Raw genomic sequence first — 19,422 nt, forward strand, 5'->3', positions numbered from 1 at the left:
AGCCGCGGTTATGCACAGGGCTTATCGGTGCAAACAGGTGCTGAAAAGTGGAACTTGAGGCGCAATTGCGCCCTCCCGCCATTGATTGGGAGCCTGGAAAAGTCAGAAGAATGAATCGAGATGGGGCAGATCCGGAGAGATTGACCTGCCTGGGGATAGAGCGAGGCGTTATTTGCCGATGCAGAAGCTGGAGAAAATTCGTCCCAGCAAATCGTCCGAGCTGAATGCGCCGGTAATTTCGCCCAAGGACTGCTGCGCCTGGCGCAAATCTTCGGCTAGCAACTCACCGGCGCCCGCCAGGGTCAGCTGCGAGCGACCATGCTCAAGAGAGGCGCTTGCCTTGTGCAGCGCCTCGAGGTGGCGACGTCTTGCACTGAAGCTTCCTTCAGCGGTTTGCTGATACCCCATGCACGCCTTTAGATGCTCGCGCAGAAGCTCCACGCCATCACCACCAGCCTTGGCGCTGAGACTGATGGTCACGTGGCCATCGATGCTGGTCACCAGTTCCACGGGCTCATCACTCAGGTCGACCTTGTTACGAATCAAGGTGACATGGGCAGGATCAGGTCGTTGATCAAGAAACTCCGGCCACAACGCGAAGGGATCGACCGCCTCTGGCGCTGTCGCATCCACCACCAGCAAGATGCGGTCTGCCTGACCTATCGCCTGAAGTGCGCGTTGTACGCCTATCTTCTCCACCTGATCGTCGGTGTCGCGCAAACCGGCCGTGTCCACGACGTGGAGAGGCATGCCATCAATGTGAATATGTTCGCGCAGGACATCACGGGTTGTGCCGGCGATCTCAGTCACAATCGCCGCCTCTTTGCCTGCAAGTGCGTTCAGCAGACTGGATTTGCCAGCATTGGGTCTGCCCGCAATGACTACATTCATGCCATCTCTGAGCAAAGCGCCCTGGTTGGCTTCGTTCAGCACTGTGGATAACTGACTGCGAACGTTGTCCAGCATAGCCAGAACATGACCGTCGGCGAGAAAGTCGATCTCTTCCTCAGGGAAGTCGATTGCTGCTTCGACATAAGTGCGCAGGCTAATCAGTTTCTCCGTGAGCTCATGCACTCGCTGGGAAAATGCTCCCTGCAGCGATTTCAACGCGTTACGTGCGGCCTGTGCAGAACTCGCTTCGATAAGGTCAGCGATGGCCTCGGCTTGGGCAAGGTCGAGCTTGTCGTTGAGAAATGCGCGCTCACTGAATTCCCCTGGCCGTGCCAGACGGCACCCCAACTGCACGCAACGTTGCAGCAACATGTCCAGAACCACGGGCCCGCCATGCCCTTGAAGCTCGAGCACGTCTTCTCCGGTGAATGAGTTAGGGCCGGAAAAGTAGAGACCAATGCCTTCGTCGATAACTGCGCCGTTTTCTCCCTTGAAGGCGCCGTAATGCGCGTACCGAGGTTGTGGCAGTTTGCCGAGAATCGCCTCTGCACACTTGCCGGCCTGGGGACCGGAAATACGGACGATACCGACGCCTCCTCGTCCGGGAGCCGTTGCAATGGCCGCAATGGTTTCAAAACGTACGTTCATGGGCCGACTCCTGGGCAACCGACGGATAGCAAAACGCCCCACGAGGGGGCGTTTTGAATAACTTGTTAACAGGGTAGATCAGGCTTCAGCTTTCTTGGCTTTCGCTTCGATGCTGCGGGTGATGTACCACTGTTGAGTGATGGACAAGGTGTTGTTCACTACCCAGTACAGCACCAGACCGGCCGGGAACCACAGGAAGAAGAACGTGAAGATGATTGGCATCAGCTTCATGACCTTGGCCTGCATAGGATCCGGAGGTGTCGGGTTCAAACGCTGCTGGATGAACATGGTAGCGCCCATGATGATCGGCAGGATAAAGAACGGGTCCTTGATCGACAGGTCGGTTATCCACAGCAGCCAGGGTGCCTGGCGCATTTCGACGCTTTCAAGCAATACCCAGTACAGCGACAGGAACACCGGCATCTGTACAAGGATTGGCAAGCATCCACCCAACGGGTTGATCTTCTCTTTCTTGTACAGCTCCATCATCGACTGAGAAAGCTTCTGACGATCGTCGCCATGTTGTTCTTTCAGCGCGGCCAGGCGCGGAGCGACAGCACGCATGCGTGCCATGGATTTGTAACTGGCCGCCGACAGAGGGAAGAAAAGCCCCTTGATCAGCATGGTCAGGAAGATGATCGACCAGCCCCAGTTACCCACGATGCTGTGGATATGTTGCAGCAGCCAGAAAATAGGCTGGGCAATGAACCACAGAATCCCGTAATCCACCGTCAATTCCAGACCTGGGGACAACTCCTTCAGGACTGCCTGACTCTTCGGACCGGCGTAAAGCGTTGCAGTCGTCTCGGCTTTCGCGCCAGGTGCGACCGTCAATGCCGGGCCTGTGAAACCGATGATGTAATTGCCGGCACTGTCCTTACGGGTGGTGACGGTGTTGCTGTCAGTCTTGTTCGGAATCCAGGCGGTCACGAAGTAATGCTGCAACCAGGCAACCCAGCCACCCTGAACAGTATCCTTCACCGACCCTTTGTCGATGTCCTTCATGGAAACCTTTTTGTAGGGTTCCGAAGGTGTCCACATGGCAGCACCCAGATAGGTTGCGGTACCAGTGGCAGTCGTCGAGGAAGGATCAGCGCTCGCATCGCGTTTCAGCTGTGCGAACAGGTTACCGTTCCACGGCTGAGCGCTCTGGTTGTCAATCACGTAAGAAACGGTCAGGTCATACAGGCCGCGTTTGAACGTGAAACGCTTGATGTAGTTAACGCCGCCGTCGCTGAATTTCAGGTCGACGACCAGGTCGTTCTGACCGTCAGCCAGCTGAAAACTTTTCTGCGTAGCCGAATAAACGGGACGACCCGCGGCTCGGGCATCAGGACCGTTCGCGCCAGTCAGACCGCTCTGAGCCAGGAAAATCCGCTCGCCGCCGTTATCGAACAGCTGGAAAGGAATCTCGGGGTGATCCTGACGGCGTGGATAAAGTGGCAAACGAAGCTGCACCACGTCGCCGCCTACCGGATCAATCTCCAGATTGAGGACGTCTGTCTTCACCTGTATCAGGTCTTTGCTGGTGGCCACCGGCATTTCCGCCGGCGCAGCCACTTCGCCGGTAGCGCTAGGAACGTCTGCATTGGCAGTCGCTGAACCTTGCGGAGCATCAGGAATAGCGGATGTATTGGTGTTGGCAGCAACATTCTGAGTCGGCAAGGCAGCCTGACCGTAGTCCTGGTTCCATTTCAGGACACCGACATAGGTCACGATTGCCAGGGCGACGATCAGGATCGTGCGTTTAATATCCATGATTACTCGGCCATCGAAGAGGAACGGGAGGTGGGAGCAGGTGGAACCGGGTCATAACCACCGGGATTCCACGGATGACACCGACCTAAGCGACGTAAGGTCAGCCAGCCACCGCGCACCAGACCATAATTTTCAATGGCCTCGTACGCGTAGCAGGAGCAACTGGGGTAGAAACGACAGTGACTGGCCATCAGAGGACTGATGGCATAGCGGTAAAACTGGATCGGAACGAGCGCCAGTTTACGCATCAGGACTGTCTACCCCCGCAGTTTCGGTTTTAAGTTCGGGATCGGGCCGGCTGCGCGCCAGACGTTTCCAGAGCTTGCCGAAATGCTGAATCAATTCGGGGTTTTCAATGTCACCCAAGCCTTTGCGTGCGACGACGACGATATCCCATCCGACCAGGTTGTCCTGGTGAAGGCGAAACGACTCACGCATCAGGCGTTTCAAACGGTTGCGCTCGACGGAGAGCTTCACGCTCTTCTTCCCGATCACCAGCCCGAGACGGGGATGATCAAGGTCGTTGTTGCGCACAAGGAGCAGGAGATTTTTCCCCGGAACCTTGCCGGTGGGGGAGTCAAAGACTGCCTTGAAATGCCGGGGTGTCAGCAAACGCTTTTCCCGACTGAAGTCCTGACTCACCACCTGTGCCGATTAATCAAACTGCCAGACGCTTACGGCCTTTGGCGCGACGACGCGACAGAACTGCGCGACCGTTTTTGGTGGCCATACGAGCACGGAAACCGTGGGTGCGAGCGCGCTTGATAGTGCTGGGTTGGAAAGTACGTTTCATGGCGTGTTACCTGGTTCGTCCACAACGGGCCGGAATGGCCCCCGTTTTAAGAGACCGGGGATTCTAGAGAAAGCGGGCACGTAGGTCAATTTCCAACCAACGTTTCTTCCATTTACTTGCTGAGTGCATTCCATCGACAGCGAGCGATCGGACGAGGCATTCTTGAAACGTAAATATAGAAATAAAGAAGGAAGGTATTTAAAGCTTCTTTGTAAAGCTTATAAAAGCTTAGGGCGAGAATTTCTGTGGATAAGGTTCTGCAGGCCACGTAGCGCTTTATGTACAGAGCGAAGAAAGTCTGTCCACAAGCGGTGCTGCGGTTGTGCGGCAGCTGGCTACAACCTGTGTATAGAATGTGTAGTTATGCACAGGTGCTTTATCCACAGGTTTCAGGCGGGGGTTATGCAACGAGCTGAGGATGGGTTATCCACAGACCTTAACTATCCACCGGCGATCGTTCTTTTCAGGGATTTCTGTCGGGTTTGATGCCTTGGTGCCCTACCTTCATGTGGATAAGTCCGCTACGGGTGGTTACAATGGCCGCTTGTTTTTGCCGCGCCGGCTTCAGAATCTAGGGGATATTTGTGTCAGTGGAACTTTGGCAGCAATGCGTTGAGCTTTTGCGCGATGAGCTGCCTGCCCAGCAATTTAACACCTGGATCCGTCCGTTACAGGTTGAAGCCGAAGGTGACGAACTGCGCGTGTATGCGCCCAACCGATTTGTGCTGGACTGGGTCAATGAGAAGTACCTGGGTCGATTGCTCGAGCTGCTGGGCGAGCACGGTCAGGGAGTCACACCGGCGCTTTCCTTATTAATAGGTAGCAAGCGTAGCTCGGCGCCCCGTGCGGCCCCGAACGCACCGCTCGCTGCAGCCGCCGCCGCATCTCAGGCCGCTCAGCTGGCAACCACCAGCGAAGCGCCAGTGGCCTCACGGGCACCGCAGTCCGTCGTGACGCCTGCTCCGATGATTCAGACCTCTTTGAATGTCGAAGACGAGCCCTCCCGGGCGAGCTTCGATCCAATGGCTGGCGCCAGTTCTCAGCAAGCCCCTGCTCGCGCCGAGCAGCGTAATGTTCAGGTTGAAGGCGCGCTGAAGCACACCAGCTATCTGAACAGGACATTCACGTTCGAAAACTTTGTCGAAGGTAAGTCCAACCAACTGGCCCGGGCGGCCGCCTGGCAGGTAGCGGACAATCCCAAGCATGGCTATAACCCTCTCTTCCTGTATGGCGGCGTGGGCTTGGGTAAAACTCACTTGATGCACGCTGTGGGTAACCACCTGCTCAAGAAAAACCCGAATGCCAAAGTTGTGTATCTGCACTCCGAGCGTTTTGTCGCGGATATGGTCAAGGCGTTGCAGCTCAACGCAATTAATGAGTTCAAACGCTTCTATCGCTCAGTCGATGCACTGCTGATCGATGACATTCAATTCTTTGCCCGCAAAGAGCGTTCCCAGGAAGAATTTTTCCACACCTTTAACGCCCTTCTCGAAGGGGGTCAGCAGGTTATTCTAACGAGTGACCGCTACCCTAAAGAGATTGAAGGCCTGGAAGAGCGCCTGAAGTCTCGTTTCGGTTGGGGCCTGACGGTCGCGGTCGAGCCGCCTGAGCTGGAAACACGGGTGGCGATTTTGATGAAGAAGGCGGATCAGGCGAAGGTCGACCTCCCTCATGACGCCGCGTTCTTCATCGCGCAGCGCATCCGATCCAATGTGCGTGAGCTCGAGGGTGCGCTGAAGCGCGTCATCGCTCACTCACACTTCATGGGCCGGGACATCACGATCGAGCTCATCCGGGAGTCGTTGAAGGACTTGCTCGCGTTGCAGGACAAGCTGGTGAGTGTGGATAACATTCAGCGGACTGTTGCTGAGTACTACAAGATCAAGATCTCCGACCTGCTGTCCAAACGCCGTTCCAGATCTGTCGCGCGACCGCGACAAGTGGCAATGGCATTGTCCAAGGAACTGACCAACCACAGCCTTCCCGAAATCGGCGATGTGTTTGGCGGCCGCGACCACACAACCGTGTTGCATGCGTGCCGGAAGATCAACGAATTGAAAGAATCCGATGCGGACATCCGCGAGGACTACAAGAACCTGCTGCGGACTTTGACAACGTGATGCCAACGCAGCTTATCAAGGCAAGGGACTAGACCATGCATTTCACCATTCAACGCGAAGCCCTGTTGAAACCCCTGCAACTGGTCGCGGGCGTTGTCGAACGCCGTCAGACCTTGCCGGTTCTGTCAAATGTGCTCCTGGTCGTAGAGGGCCAGCAGTTGTCTTTGACTGGTACTGACCTGGAAGTCGAGCTGGTCGGCCGCGTCCAACTGGAAGAGCCTGCAGAGCCGGGGGAAATCACCGTTCCTGCGCGCAAGCTGATGGACATCTGCAAAAGCATTCCCAATGACGCCCTTATCGACATCAAGCTCGATGAGCAGAAGCTGATCGTTAAAGCAGGCCGTAGTCGCTTCACGCTGTCCACCCTGCCTGCCAACGACTTCCCAACCGTCGAGGAAGGCCCGGGCTCGCTTACGTTCAGCCTTGTTCAAAGCAAACTGCGCCGGTTGATCGAGCGCACCAGCTTTGCCATGGCTCAGCAGGACGTACGCTACTATCTAAACGGCATGCTGCTTGAGGTCCAGTCTGGCATTCTTCGCGCGGTCGCAACTGATGGTCACCGTCTGGCGATGTGTTCCATGGCTGCAGAGATCGAGCAGGCTGACCGCCACCAGGTGATCGTCCCGCGTAAGGGCATCCTTGAACTGGCACGACTGCTGACCGAGCAAGATGGTCTGGTCAGTATCGTGCTGGGTCAGCACCATATTCGTGCGACCACCGGTGAGTTCACGTTCACATCGAAACTGGTTGACGGTAAATTCCCTGACTATGAGCGAGTCTTGCCCAAGGGCGGCGACAAGCTGGTCGTAGGCGATCGTCAGGCGCTGCGCGAGGCGTTCAGCCGTACCGCGATTCTCTCTAACGAGAAGTATCGGGGTATCCGCCTTCAGTTGGCAAACGGTCAGCTGAAGATTCAAGCGAACAACCCCGAGCAGGAAGAAGCCGAGGAAGAAATCAGCGTCGACTACAACGGCAGCTCACTCGAGATCGGATTTAACGTTAGCTATCTGCTCGATGTACTGGGTGTCATGACCACAGAGCAAGTCCGTCTGATTCTTTCGGATTCGAACAGCAGCGCCTTGGTGCAGGAGTCCGGCAATGACGACTCGGCCTATGTCGTTATGCCGATGCGTCTGTAACAGCAGTTGATTAATGTCTCTTAGCCGCGTCTCGGTCACCGGGGTGCGCAATCTCCACCCGGTGACCTTCTCCCCTTCTCCCCGCATTAACATCTTGTACGGCGCTAACGGCAGTGGGAAAACCAGTTTCCTGGAAGCCATCTATCTACTCGGTTTGGCGCGCTCCTTCCGCAGCGTTCGGCTGCAACCGGTCATTCAATACGAACAACCTGCATGCACGGTCTTTGGCCAGGTTGAACTCGCTGAAGGTGGCCACAGCAGTCTTGGCGTCTCACGTGACCGTCAGGGGGATTTTCAGATTCGCATCGATGGTCAGAATGCGAAAAGTGCCGCGCAACTCGCCGAGACGTTGCCACTGCAGCTGATCAATCCCGACAGCTTCCGGCTGCTTGAAGGTGCTCCCAAGATCCGGCGTCAGTTTCTGGATTGGGGAGTGTTCCACGTGGAACCTCGTTTTATGTCGACTTGGCAGCGGCTTCAGAAGGCCCTCAGGCAGCGGAACTCGTGGCTTCGCCATGGTACACTTGACGCCGCTTCACAGGCCGCATGGGACCGTGAGCTGTGCCTTGCGAGCGATGAAATTGACGAGTTTCGGCGCGCCTATATCAAGGCGCTGAAGCCGGTGTTCGAGCAAACCCTGAGTGAGCTTGTTCAGATCGATGGGCTGACGCTTAGTTACTATCGAGGATGGGACAAGGAAAAAAACTTGAATGACGTACTCGCATCGTCCCTCTACCGTGATCAGCAGATGGGTCACACCCAGGCAGGGCCTCAACGCGCAGATTTACGGCTGCGACTCGGCGGTCACAACGCGGCGGACATTCTTTCTCGCGGGCAACAGAAACTCGTGGTCTGCGCCCTCCGCATTGCTCAGGGACATTTAGTCAGTACGGCCCGTCGTGGCCAATGTATTTACCTCGTCGACGATCTGCCATCAGAGCTCGATGAGAATCACCGCAGTGCGCTATGTCGCCTGCTGGAAGAATTACGCTGCCAGGTATTCATCACCTGCGTAGATCATGAATTGTTGAGGGAAGGCTGGCAGACGGAAACGCCAGTTGCTTTGTTCCACGTGGAACACGGCAATATCACCCAGACCCACGACCACCGGGAGTGAAGGCATGAGCGAAAACCAAACGTACGACTCGACCAGTATTAAAGTGCTGAAAGGGCTCGATGCCGTACGCAAACGTCCTGGTATGTATATCGGCGACACAGACGATGGCAGCGGCCTCCACCATATGGTGTTCGAGGTTGTGGACAACTCGATCGACGAGGCGCTGGCCGGTCACTGTGACGACATAAGCATCATCATTCATCCGGATGAGTCGATCACTGTTCGCGACAACGGTCGTGGCATTCCGGTTGATGTGCACAAAGAAGAAGGCGTGTCCGCTGCCGAAGTCATCATGACTGTGTTGCACGCCGGCGGTAAGTTTGACGATAACTCCTACAAGGTATCTGGCGGTCTGCACGGTGTTGGCGTGTCAGTCGTCAACGCGCTGTCCGAGGTTTTGAATCTCACCGTTCGCCGTAGTGGAAAAGTCTGGGAACAGACGTACGTACACGGTGTTCCACAAGAACCGATGCAAATCGTTGGCGAAAGTGACACCACGGGTACTGAGATTCACTTCAAGCCTTCCTCTGAAACCTTCAAGAATATTCACTTCAGCTGGGACATTCTGGCCAAGCGGATTCGTGAGCTGTCTTTCCTGAACTCCGGCGTGGGTATCGTCCTTAAAGACGAGCGTAGCGGCAAGGAAGAGCTGTTCAAATATGAAGGCGGTCTGCGGGCATTCGTTGAATACCTGAACACCAACAAGACGCCTGTGAACCAGGTCTTTCACTTCAACATCCAGCGTGAAGACGGCATCGGCGTAGAGATTGCTCTGCAGTGGAATGACAGCTTCAACGAAAACCTGCTGTGCTTCACCAACAACATTCCGCAGCGCGACGGCGGTACCCACCTCGTGGGTTTCCGTTCTGCCCTGACGCGTAACCTGAACAACTACATCGAGCAGGAAGGTCTGGCGAAGAAGCACAAAGTCGCCACCACCGGCGACGATGCGCGTGAAGGCCTGACGGCGATTATCTCCGTCAAAGTCCCTGATCCAAAGTTCAGCTCGCAGACGAAAGACAAGCTGGTGTCTTCGGAAGTGAAGACCGCGGTTGAACAGGAGATGGGCAAATACTTCTCTGATTTCCTGCTCGAGAACCCGAACGAAGCGAAAGCCGTCGTCGGCAAGATGATCGACGCAGCACGTGCTCGTGAAGCTGCGCGTAAAGCCCGTGAGATGACTCGCCGCAAAGGTGCGCTGGATATTGCAGGCCTGCCCGGCAAACTGGCTGACTGCCAGGAAAAGGACCCTGCCCTTTCCGAACTCTATCTCGTGGAAGGTGACTCTGCTGGCGGCTCCGCCAAGCAGGGACGGAACCGTAAGACTCAGGCCATCCTGCCACTCAAGGGCAAGATCCTGAACGTGGAAAAGGCGCGCTTCGACAAGATGATCTCGTCCCAGGAAGTGGGCACGTTGATCACGGCACTGGGCTGCGGTATCGGCCGTGACGAATACAACATCGAGAAGCTGCGCTACCACAACATCATCATCATGACCGATGCCGACGTCGACGGTTCGCACATCCGTACCCTGTTGCTGACCTTCTTCTTCCGTCAATTGCCGGAACTGGTTGAGCGTGGCTACATCTACATTGCCCAGCCGCCGCTGTACAAGGTGAAGAAAGGCAAGCAAGAGCAGTACATCAAAGACGACGAGGCCATGGAAGAGTACATGACCCAGTCGGCCCTTGAAGATGCGAGCCTGCACCTGAACGAATCAGCCCCTGGCATTTCCGGTGCAGCACTGGAGAAACTGGTTCACGATTTCCGTATGGTCATGAAGACCTTGAAACGTCTGTCCCGCCTGTACCCGCAAGAGCTGACCGAGCACTTCGTCTACCTGCCGGCTGTACCAATGGAGCAGTTGTCGGATCATGCCGCTATGCAAGAGTGGCTGGCGAAGTTCGATGAACGTTTGCGTGTGGGTGAGAAATCCGGCCTGGTCTACAAGGCCAGCTTGCGTGAAGACCGCGAGCGTAACGTGTGGCTGCCAGAGGTCGAACTGATCTCCCATGGTCTGTCCAACTACGTGACGTTCAACCGCGATTTCTTTGGTAGCAATGACTACAAAACAGTCACTGCGCTGGGTGCTCAGATCAGCACGCTGCTGGAAGAAGGCGCTTACGTCCAACGTGGCGAGCGCAAGAAAGCGGTCACAGAGTTCAAGGAAGCGCTGGCCTGGCTAATGGCAGAGAGCACCAAGCGCCACACCATCCAGCGCTACAAAGGTCTCGGTGAAATGAACCCGGATCAGTTGTGGGAAACCACGATGGACCCAAGCGTGCGGCGCATGCTCAAAGTGACGATCGAAGACGCCATCGGCGCTGATCAGATCTTCAACACCCTGATGGGTGATGCAGTAGAACCACGCCGCGACTTCATTGAAGCCAACGCACTGGCGGTGTCGAACCTGGATTTCTAAGGTCTAGCCGCTGAGAAAAGAGCCCCAACGATGCGAATCGATTGGGGCTTTTTTTGTCTAGAGTTTCAGCTCACGGTCTTGACTGGACTAATCGGCGATCGGGCCCGCCCTCTCCTGCTCAAGCGTTTGCCCCATTCGATACCGCGCTGTTCAATGAGTCGGTAGCTGACCGCAGAGATGCCCACGATGATGATTAACAGGCCAAGCAGCAGGAAGTTATCGGCCATTGCGTTATTGAATGAAAGCGTCGGGCCTGGCGCCGCAGCAGCGTAAGTGACAAAGGTGTGGCCGACGACTTTTCCTAAAAGAAGCATGGCCAGGGTGAAAGCGAACAGTACCATCGCATGGGTCATGTAGATCGAGTAGGACAGCACGCCCAGCTTCTCGAACGGGCGAGCTTTCAGCAAGGTCGAGATCACCCCTCCCTCGAAGGAGAAAATCAACATGACCGCGCAGAACACCAGCATCAGACCGATCTGTTTGTGATCGATGTTACTCACCAGCACACTCACTGTGAGGCAAATCCCGACTACTTCCAGGCCAGTGTGCCGCCAGCGCGAAATGCTCTTGGTGTGGATAACCTGATAGAGGTGATAGGTCATCACCCCTGCAAAGAAACAGGACAGTCCCTGCAATGCGGGCTCCACCAGAGAGCCAAGTCCCAAGGACAAACACACCGCAGCTACCAACGAGATCATCAGAAATATCAGCGTGGCAAGGCGTGGCGTACACAAGAGTATCCCCGCGAAGATCATGTAGATGTAGTACTCGACACTGATGCTCCACGCCGGAAAGTTGAATGACTGCGGATTGAATCCCGGCCACCACGATTGCAACAGAAGCAGGTTGGGGATGATTTCCTGGGGCGCGCGCTGTCCGGTGAAGCTCGGCTGATTGAACGCTATGCCAGCATGCTCTGCGGCCAGCTTCATCACCTCCAATGCGATGGCGAGCACGAGCACAAAGACGTGCAGGGGGTACAGTCGGAAGGTGCGGGTGATAAAGAACTGCCTGAACTGGTCCGTCGTTGCGAGCCCCTGTCCGTAGGTGTGGACCATGACGAATCCGCTCAGGACAAAGAAAAAGCTCACCAATAATGAGCATTCCTGAAGAACGCCCACTCGCCGAAGCTCTGTGGAATGTGGATGTGACGGACCGCAACGCTGAGTGCGCAGATGCCCCTAAAGCCGTCCAGCACTTGAAACCTCATCATCCCCAACTCCCTGTTGAATCGATACTGGATGCGTTAATCCGATCTTTCGGTACGCAGGTCGTTATGCAGTGCGCTTCCCGGTTCTCGCCCAGCGGGTTTTCATGGTGTCCATTCCACTGCCCAGAACCGTAGTCAGCCCACGGCGCCAGGCCATGGCTGGCTTCTCGATGAAATGCCAGGAGAACACCGCTGCCGCTAACGCAAGCGGGAACGCGAGCAGCATCATGCTGGCGGCGCCGATACCTTTGAGCAGGTGGGCGAGGATTTCCTGAATCGGGAAGGCATAGATATAAACGCCGTAGGAGTAATCACCCAGCTGGTTGTAACGGTCGACCACCGGGTGGGTTGCAAACCCGAGGTAGAAAATCAGATACGTCCACGCCACGGTAAAGCACTCGAAGAAATACGGCGTGCGCCATGTGCAGGCGGCTAATACGGCAAAAGGCAGGAAGCCGATGAATCGATGCGCGATGTGATGACGATATCGATAGAAGGACATGCCCAGCACAAACGGTAAACTCCACCTGAAGAAAAACTCGGCACGGTGGAAGTCATTGAGCAGAGCGCTGCTCAACGTCAAGCATTTGAAGGCGACGTACAGCGCCGCGTAACACAGTAGAAAGCCGGTGAACTTACGCCCTTCGTTGAAAAAGGCTAATGCGCCAAGCGTGCCGACCAGAATGTAGAGAGCGACCTCATAGAAGAGCGTCCACAGCGACCCATTGATGCCGGGCCAAGGGGTGTTCTCGAACACGCCTGGGAGCTGGAATTTCATGCTGAAGAGCGTCAAATTGTGGGTCAGATAACCGTATGTTTCACCTGACCGGAAATATTCCGACGCACTCAGTGTCGTAAACAACGGCCCGATCAGAAACGCGCTGAGCAGCAGCACGAGTGTCAGACCAGGGTAGATGCGCAAAAACCGAGCAGTGAAGAAATCCACCGTACTGCCGGCGCGATCACGGCTAAGCGAGATAAAAAAGCCGGAGACGCAGAAGAATGTGATTACTGCCAGTTCCCCGAGGGAAAGGCCAATCCAGTCCGAGAGCGGCTCGACCGCATCATGGCCGAGTGCGAGAGGGTAACTGTGGGAGATTAGTACCGCAGTGGCGGCAAGCATTCTGATCAGGTTGAAGTTGTTGTTTCGTCTGGACGCCAGGTCACCCAACGTATTCATACTGCCTCCGCGCGCGATCAGGGTCATGTCGGTTCGATCCATTCACCGCTGTGACGCTCACGCTGTCGGAGACGCGCGATATCGCGAGGGTTGGAAATGGTGTTGAGCGTGAACGATACACCGGGCGTGGCGCGCGTCTAATTGGCATCCCTAATCGGGACGCGGATTACCTGCATGCCCTGTCAGCCAATAATTTGGCCCTGAAACTCGAACGATAGTTTTTATTGGGCAGGACTGTGTCACTGCGCCTCGATTGGGCGATGACAGCGGCAAAAACTTAAAGAACCCGTCGAATGACCCGTTGCATCAGGACAGATGTAAGACCAAGGAGCCTCAGTTATATGTCGATTCGCAAATACCAGAGAGTGCTGGCCATCCCACGAGTGCTGCCCGCGACATTGTTCATGTTCGTTGCGGGTTTGCCGCTGACCATCATGGGGCTCACGCTGAGCTTGCATGTACTCAACGAAATGGGCGGTAGTTATTTTGATGCGGGCGTGGTGGGGACAGCGACCGCCCTCGGGTTTGCGGTGGGCTCTCCCCTTCTCGGCCGGATGATTGACCGTCATGGCCTGCGCCCGGTAGTGGCCGTGTGCGGGACGCTGTCGACCCTCGCCTGGGTGTTGCTACCGATGGTGAGTTACTGGCTCTATGTATTTCTGGCTTTTGTTGCCGGTCTCTTTACCGTGCCAACGGGCTCGCTCGCCAGGCAGTTCATCGCCAGTCTGGTGCCGGAGGATCAGCGGCGGCCTGCGTATTCTCTCAACATGATGCTTATGGAACTCTCATTCGTCATCGGGCCGGCGAGCGGCATTTTGCTCATCACCACGTATTCGGCGACGGCCACGCTGGCGGGCATCGGCCTCTGGCGGGCGCTCTCCTATGTCGTGCTCTATGTGTTGAACTGGCCGACGCGCAATGTTGACGAAGTCGCTGCAAATCCTGATCGCGTGCGGCCCAAACTTCGCACCTGGATGAGCGGCCGTCTGCTGGCCGTGATGTTTGTCAGTGCGGGTGCGTTGTTCGTGCTCTACGGCACCGAGCTGGCACTGATCGCTGTGCTGCGCGCCAGTGACCAGCTTGCCTTCACTGGGTATGTCATCGCCGCCATGTCCATCGCGTCCATTGTGGGCGGATACGTTCACGGGATTGTCCACCGGTCGTGGTCGCAGATGAAACTCGCCTTGGCAATGAGTCTCCTGCTGCTGCCCGTGGTCTTCTTTGATGACGTCTGGTGGTGGCTGATGCTCGCGCTGCTGCCCACCAATCTGCTGTGCACGCCGACGCTGGCTGCGGGTTCGGAAGCGGTTGCCAAGTTGGCGCCTTCCAGCGTGAGAGGTGAAGTAATGGGGCTGCACGATTCGGCGTACCGAATAGGCCAGACGCTTTCGGCGCCAATTGTAGGATTCGCCATCGACAGTGTTTCTCCCGCCATGGGATTTGTCGCAGCGGCGTGTGGAGGGATTGTGCTGGTGGGTCTAGGAGCGCTCTGCAATCTGCGGATATCAGCGCCGGCCAGAGCGGCTTGATCCACAGATCGGTCTCGGCCGCACAGGCTCAAGACCGGTCTTTTCAGGTCATCGGCAGACGATGAGAAAAAACTTATGCACGTATTGGCGTTTTAAGCGCTCGAAGAAATAAGCATTAAAATTAATGAGTTAGAAGTGAATTTCTCGAATTTCTACTTATTCGTGCACAGGTTATCCACAATTCACGCCGGTGATTTCTCGGGCGCAGGCGCAGGCATTGCGGGCGATCCCAAATCACGCTGGGTTTGCTCGTTCCAGGCCGAGACGCGATCGTTCAGCGCAGCGATTGCGCGAGGGCCAGTGCCCTCTGCGTACATCGGTTTGCCAATCACGACTTCGATGGTCCCCGGCTTTTTACCCCAGCCCTCTTTCGGCCAAAAGCGGCCGGCGTTGTGGGAAATGGGCAGGACGGGCAAGTCCGCGTTAACCGCCAATGCCGATCCGCTGCGCGAGAACTTTCCGATCTGGCCGTACGGCACGCGTGTGCCTTCAGGGAAGATCAGCACCCAGACGCGATCTTTGAGCAACTCATCGCCTTTCTTCGCCACGACCTTCAGCGCCGCTTTGGGGTTATTGCGATCAATGGCGATGGGACGCAGCATCGCCATCGCCCAGCCGAAGAAAGGCACGTAGAGCAACTCCCGCTTGAGCACTTGGCTCAACGGCTGGAAATGCGCCGAGAGAAAAAACGTCTCCCACGTGCTCTGGTGATTGGAGACGATCACACACGGCGTCTCGGGAATGTTTTCCTGGCCGGTAACATTGACCTTGATGTTGAGGAACACGCGGGTCAGCCACAAGGCGCAGCGGCACCAGTACACATTGATGAAGCGATAACGAAGACGGAACGGCAGGAAAGGTGCAATAAAGAAACTCAGCGAACACCACAGCAGGGCGGTAGTGCCCAGCAGCAGGTAAAAGAAGAAAATCCTGATGGCCTGCACAATCGACATAGCTGCTTTTACCGTTACGGGGCAATTGCCCGAATTGAGCGAGCCGTTGATAGCCGTTAGCCGTTCAACGGGGCGCTGTTGTGGATTAGTTCTGCGGCAACCGCCGCTAGATCATCGAAAACCAACGTGCCTGCGGGCAATGCACCGCTTCGCGTCTTCTGACCTTTACCGGTCATGACCAGAACAGGTTGTGAGTCGACGGCCACCGCCGCCTCCAGGTCACCCTTGCTGTCGCCCACAAACCACACGCCGCGTAAATCGACGGCGTAATGGCGGGCAATGGTCTTCAGCATGCCCGGTTTTGGCTTGCGGCAATCGCAGCCGGCGTCCGGGCCGTGGGGGCAATAAACAATCAGTCCGACCTCACCACCCTCCTCCGCCACGAGTTCACGCAAGCGTGCGTGCATGGCATCAAGGGTGGCGAGATCGTAGTAACCGCGAGCAATGCCGGACTGGTTGGTGGCCACTGTCACCGTCCAGCCGGCTTTACTTAGTTGCGCAATGGCCTCGATGGAGCCGGGAATCGGAACCCACTCGTCCACCGACTTGATGTAGGCGTCGGAGTCCAGGTTGATCACCCCGTCTCGATCGAGAATCAGCAACTTCACTGGCATGCGCTCCGCTGTCAGCCCAACAAGGAGATGTCGGCGACGCCGAGGAACAGATTGCGCAGGCGGGCGAGCAAGGCGTATCGGTTAGCCCGCACGCTGGCGTCCTCCGCGTTGACCATCACGGCCTCGAAAAACGCATCCACAGGCTCGCGAAGTGCCGCAAGACGCGTCAGCGCTTCGTTGTACTGACGGCTGGCGGACATCGGCGCGACGGCCTGATCTGCCTGCTGAATCGCCGAGTACAGCGAGAACTCGTTGGCGTTATCGAAGTACTTCGGCTCGACGGTCTGGGCGATGTTGCCATCTGCCTTGCTCAGCAGATTGGAAACCCGCTTGTTCACGGCGGCCAATGCTGCAGCCTCAGGCAATTTGCGGAAGGCCTGAACAGCCTGAACACGTTGATCGAAATCCAGCGCCGAAGCGGGCTGCAAAGCGCGCACCGACAGGTAGACAGAAACGTCGACGCCTTCGTCTTCATAGCGCGCGCGCAGACGATCGAAGATGAATTCGAGAACCTGCTCTGGCAGACCAGCAGGCTTGATCTTCACACCGAACTGAGCGACGGCGAACTGTACGGTTTTGACCAGATCCAGATCCAGTTTCTTCTCGATCAGGATGCGCAGGATGCCCAGCGCGGCCCGACGCAAAGCGTACGGGTCTTTGCTACCGGTCGGCAGCATGCCGATGCCGAAGATGCCCACGAGTGTGTCGAGCTTGTCGGCAATGGCAACAGCGGCGCCAGTCAGAGTGCCCGGCAATTCAGCACCAGCGCCACGTGGCATGTACTGTTCGTTCAACGCCAGCGCGACGTCTTCGGGTTCGCCGTCGGCCAAGGCGTAGTAGTAGCCTGCAACGCCCTGCATCTCGGGAAACTCGCCAACCATTTCGGTCGCCAGGTCGCACTTGGAGAGCAAGCCTGCACGCGCGGCGCGCTGAGCATCGCCGCCAATGCGGGGCGCGATGAACGCAGCGAGCTTGGAAACACGTTCGGCTTTGTCGAATACCGTGCCCAGTTGCGCCTGGAACACCACGTTCTGCAGACGCTGGTTGAATGTCTCCAGCTTCTGCTTCTTGTCCTGCTTAAAGAAGAACTCAGCGTCGGTCAGACGCGGGCGAACGACTTTCTCGTTACCGTGGACGATCTGGGAAGGGTCCTTGCTGTCGATGTTCGCGACAGTAATGAAGCGCGGCAGCAGCTTGCCTTCGGCATCCAGCAGGCAGAAGTACTTCTGGTTGTCCTGCATCGTGGTGATAAGGGCTTCCTGCGGTACTTCAAGGAAACGCTCCTCGAACGAGCACACCAGCGGCACGGGCCACTCGACCAGCGCAGTCACTTCATCGAGCAATGCCGGCGGCACGATGGCGGTGCCTTCGTGTTGCGTGGCGAGCTCTTCAACGCGCTTGCTGATCAGCTGACGACGCTCGTTGAAGTCCGCGAGCACGTAGGCCGCGCGCAAGTCGCTGGCGTAGTTGGCCGGCGAGGTAATGCGCACGCTGTCCGGATGATGGAAGCGATGGCCACGGGATTCACGGCCGGACGTCTGGGCAAGAAGGGTGCAATCGACGACTTGATCGCCAAACAGCATGACCAGCCACTGGGTCGGACGTACGAACTCTTCCTTGCGCGCGCCCCAGCGCATGCGCTTCGGAATCGGCAGGTCGTTGAGCGAATCTTCAACGATGGTGGGCAGCAGGCTCAACGTTGGCTTGCCAGGGATGCTCTGGCTGTAACGCAGCTTCGGGCCGCTCTGGTCGATCTCACTCAGGTCGACGCCGCACTTTTTGGCGAAGCCCAAGGCAGCCTGGGTCGGATTGCCCTCGGCATCAAACGCGGCCTGGCGTGGCGGGCCGTCCAGATTGACGCTGCGATCCGGCTGCTCGGTGGCGAGCTGAGTAATCAGCACGGCCAGACGACGTGGCGCGGCATAAACCTGCTTGGCGCTGTAGGTCAGACCCGCAGCCTGCAGGCCTTTTTCGATACCAGCCATAAACGCATCGGCCAGGGTATTCAATGCTTTGGGTGGCAGTTCTTCAGTGCCCAGTTCAACCAGAAAATCTTGAGCACTCATTGCGCAGCCTCCAGCTTGGCCAACACTTCATCGCGGATATCGGGCGCGGCCATCGGGAAGCCGAGCTTGGCCCGGGCCATCAGGTACGCCTGGGCCACGGAGCGAGCCAGGGTGCGGACGCGCAGAATGTACTGCTGACGCGCCGTCACGGAAATCGCGCGACGGGCATCCAGCAAGTTAAAGGTGTGAGAGGCCTTGAGGACCATTTCGTAGCTCGGCAATGGCAGCTCGACTTCGATCAGGCGCACGGCTTCGCTTTCATAGAAATCGAACAGCTCGAACAGCTTGTCGACGTTGGCGTGCTCGAAGTTATAGGTCGATTGCTCCACTTCGTTCTGATGGAACACATCGCCGTAGGTGACTTTGCCGAACGGGCCGTCAGTCCAGACCAGGTCGTAGACCGACTCGACGCCTTGCAGGTACATCGCCAGACGCTCGAGGCCGTAGGTGATTTCGCCGGTGACCGGGTAACACTCGATGCCGCCGACTTGTTGGAAATAGGTGAATTGCGACACTTCCATGCCGTTCAGCCAGATCTCCCAGCCCAGGCCCCAGGCGCCGAGGGTCGGGGATTCCCAGTTGTCTTCGACAAAGCGGACGTCGTGCACGAGCGGGTCGAGGCCCACGTGCTTCAGCGAGCCGAGGTACAGCTCCTGGAAATTGTCCGGGTTGGGCTTCAGAACGACCTGGAATTGATAGTAGTGCTGCAGGCGATTTGGGTTCTCGCCATAACGGCCATCGGTAGGACGACGGCTTGGTTGTACGTAGGCGGCGTTCCAGGTTTCCGGGCCGATGGCGCGCAGAAACGTAGCGGTGTGGAAAGTGCCGGCGCCCACTTCCATATCGTAGGGCTGAAGTACCACACAACCTTGCTCAGCCCAGTATTGCTGGAGGGCGAGGATCAAGTCTTGGAAGGTACGCACGGCTGGCGTAGGCTGGCTCACGAAATTCACCTGTACTGGGGGGCTGCGATTTAAAGAGC

The 19,422-nt window shown here is 56.9% G+C and carries 16 protein-coding genes; 5 read left to right on the forward strand and 11 right to left on the reverse strand.

Translation table 11 applies throughout. The features are described 5' to 3' along the window. Positions 1-168: 168 nt before the first annotated feature. The 5 genes from mnmE to rpmH form a co-directional block, all read right to left on the reverse strand. A complete protein-coding gene (mnmE, locus tag QMX88_RS00935; RefSeq protein ID WP_282365443.1) occupies positions 169-1,539 on the reverse strand; it encodes a tRNA uridine-5-carboxymethylaminomethyl(34) synthesis GTPase MnmE in 1,371 nt (456 codons plus the stop codon). A 78-nt stretch (positions 1,540-1,617) separates the two neighbouring features. Then, a complete protein-coding gene (gene yidC / locus QMX88_RS00940; protein WP_192174389.1) occupies positions 1,618-3,297 on the reverse strand; it encodes a membrane protein insertase YidC in 1,680 nt (559 codons plus the stop codon). Between the two features lie 2 nt (positions 3,298-3,299). Further along, positions 3,300-3,545: a membrane protein insertion efficiency factor YidD gene (gene yidD / locus QMX88_RS00945; protein ID WP_074886126.1), complete on the reverse strand. Its 246-nt coding sequence runs from the start codon at positions 3,543-3,545 to the stop codon at positions 3,300-3,302. Beyond that, positions 3,538-3,939, reverse strand: a complete 402-nt coding sequence (gene rnpA, locus QMX88_RS00950; protein ID WP_122534378.1) for a ribonuclease P protein component — start codon at positions 3,937-3,939, stop codon at positions 3,538-3,540. Before rnpA ends, yidD begins: the two co-directional genes overlap by 8 nt. A gap of 16 nt (positions 3,940-3,955) precedes the next feature. Then, entirely contained in the window at positions 3,956-4,090 is a 135-nt protein-coding gene (gene rpmH / locus QMX88_RS00955; RefSeq protein WP_002551315.1) for a 50S ribosomal protein L34, read from the reverse strand. A 584-nt stretch (positions 4,091-4,674) separates the two neighbouring features. Between rpmH and dnaA the strand changes: the two genes are divergently transcribed. Genes dnaA through gyrB form a run of 4 tightly spaced genes read left to right on the forward strand, consistent with a single transcriptional unit; the run spans position 4,675 to position 10,888 of the window. Then, the gene (gene dnaA, locus QMX88_RS00960) at positions 4,675-6,210 is read left to right on the forward strand and encodes a chromosomal replication initiator protein DnaA (RefSeq protein WP_282365444.1); all 1,536 of its coding nucleotides are present in this window, start codon (positions 4,675-4,677) and stop codon (positions 6,208-6,210) included. Between the two features lie 35 nt (positions 6,211-6,245). Beyond that, positions 6,246-7,349 (forward strand): DNA polymerase III subunit beta, encoded by a 1,104-nt coding sequence (gene dnaN, locus QMX88_RS00965; RefSeq protein WP_065988045.1) that lies wholly within the window; start codon positions 6,246-6,248, stop codon positions 7,347-7,349. Positions 7,350-7,362: 13 nt separating this feature from the next. Continuing rightward, positions 7,363-8,466, forward strand: a complete 1,104-nt coding sequence (gene recF, locus QMX88_RS00970; protein ID WP_282365445.1) for a DNA replication/repair protein RecF — start codon at positions 7,363-7,365, stop codon at positions 8,464-8,466. Positions 8,467-8,470: 4 nt separating this feature from the next. Then, positions 8,471-10,888: a DNA topoisomerase (ATP-hydrolyzing) subunit B gene (gene gyrB / locus QMX88_RS00975; protein ID WP_282365446.1), complete on the forward strand. Its 2,418-nt coding sequence runs from the start codon at positions 8,471-8,473 to the stop codon at positions 10,886-10,888. Between the two features lie 65 nt (positions 10,889-10,953). Here the strand turns inward: gyrB and QMX88_RS00980 are convergent, their stop codons facing one another. Next, positions 10,954-12,009, reverse strand: coding sequence for an acyltransferase family protein (locus QMX88_RS00980; RefSeq protein ID WP_282365447.1), 1,056 nt, complete (start codon positions 12,007-12,009; stop codon positions 10,954-10,956). A gap of 153 nt (positions 12,010-12,162) precedes the next feature. After that, positions 12,163-13,305: an acyltransferase family protein gene (locus QMX88_RS00985; protein WP_282365448.1), complete on the reverse strand. Its 1,143-nt coding sequence runs from the start codon at positions 13,303-13,305 to the stop codon at positions 12,163-12,165. Between the two features lie 314 nt (positions 13,306-13,619). Between QMX88_RS00985 and QMX88_RS00990 the strand changes: the two genes are divergently transcribed. Beyond that, the gene (locus QMX88_RS00990; protein WP_197984121.1) at positions 13,620-14,807 is read left to right on the forward strand and encodes an MFS transporter; all 1,188 of its coding nucleotides are present in this window, start codon (positions 13,620-13,622) and stop codon (positions 14,805-14,807) included. Between the two features lie 182 nt (positions 14,808-14,989). Here QMX88_RS00990 and QMX88_RS00995 read toward each other — a convergent pair whose 3' ends face one another. From QMX88_RS00995 to glyQ, 4 genes are read right to left on the reverse strand one after another with little or no spacing between them, the layout of a single operon-like run. After that, positions 14,990-15,760, reverse strand: a complete 771-nt coding sequence (locus tag QMX88_RS00995; protein ID WP_282365449.1) for a lysophospholipid acyltransferase family protein — start codon at positions 15,758-15,760, stop codon at positions 14,990-14,992. 56 nt (positions 15,761-15,816) lie between these two features. Then, a complete protein-coding gene (gene gmhB / locus QMX88_RS01000) occupies positions 15,817-16,374 on the reverse strand; it encodes a D-glycero-beta-D-manno-heptose 1,7-bisphosphate 7-phosphatase (protein WP_192174399.1) in 558 nt (185 codons plus the stop codon). Between the two features lie 11 nt (positions 16,375-16,385). Next, the gene (glyS, locus tag QMX88_RS01005) at positions 16,386-18,440 is read right to left on the reverse strand and encodes a glycine--tRNA ligase subunit beta (protein ID WP_282365450.1); all 2,055 of its coding nucleotides are present in this window, start codon (positions 18,438-18,440) and stop codon (positions 16,386-16,388) included. Beyond that, the gene (gene glyQ / locus QMX88_RS01010; RefSeq protein ID WP_065988033.1) at positions 18,437-19,384 is read right to left on the reverse strand and encodes a glycine--tRNA ligase subunit alpha; all 948 of its coding nucleotides are present in this window, start codon (positions 19,382-19,384) and stop codon (positions 18,437-18,439) included. Before glyQ ends, glyS begins: the two co-directional genes overlap by 4 nt. Positions 19,385-19,422 lie beyond the last annotated feature (38 nt).

Source organism: Pseudomonas sp. PS02290 (assembly GCF_029960075.1).
Classification (GTDB): Bacteria; Pseudomonadota; Gammaproteobacteria; order Pseudomonadales; family Pseudomonadaceae; genus Aquipseudomonas.